The sequence below is a fragment of the Sphingomonas sp. ABOLH genome, assembly GCF_003951715.1.
In the GTDB taxonomy this organism is placed as follows: domain Bacteria; phylum Pseudomonadota; class Alphaproteobacteria; order Sphingomonadales; family Sphingomonadaceae; genus Sphingomonas; species Sphingomonas hankookensis_A.
In genome coordinates this window covers 1-528 of the sequence record NZ_QQWV01000119.1, presented here as the reverse complement: position 1 = coordinate 528, position 528 = coordinate 1, and the positions used below count along the sequence as shown (strand labels likewise).

1 protein-coding gene is annotated in these 528 nt (G+C 65.5%); it reads left to right on the top strand.

The window, feature by feature from the left end; genetic code table 11:
* The first annotated feature begins 45 nt into the window (after positions 1-45).
* The gene (locus tag CA237_RS19510) at positions 46-480 is read left to right on the top strand and encodes a PTS sugar transporter subunit IIA (protein ID WP_241215569.1); all 435 of its coding nucleotides are present in this window, start codon (positions 46-48) and stop codon (positions 478-480) included.
* The last annotated feature ends 48 nt before the right edge of the window (positions 481-528 follow it).

Genomic DNA, 528 nt, shown 5'->3' with positions numbered 1-528 from the left:
TTTTGTTATAAGCTGAAGACGGCATCCGTATTTGCCTCTTCTCTCGTGCGCTCGGGAACCCCGACGTGCAGCAATAAGAAACTCTTCGGGCTGATCAGCAAGGCCGCGGCCAACACATATGGCCTCGCTGCCGGCGAGGTGACCAAGCAGCTGGCGGCGCGCGAGAAGCGCGGCTCGACCGCTTTTGGCGGCAGAATCGCCATTCCCCATGGCAAGATCGCCGGGCTTGCGGGCGTGCGCGGGTTGTTCATCCGGCTCGACAAGCCGCTCGACTTCGCCTCGGTCGATGATCTGCCGGTCGATCTGGTCTTCGCCCTGCTTTCTCCCCCCGATGCGGGGGGCGAGCATCTGAAGGCACTGGCGCGGGTCTCGCGACGGCTGCGCGATCGCGTCTTCACCGCCAAGCTGCGCGGGGCCGGATCGGCAGACGCGCTCTACGCGCTGCTCGCGGGGACGGAGTCGCGTGACGCAGCCGCCTGAACCGGTTGGGGCCGAGGCGCATTACCGAGCGCTTGAATCGCTCTATGC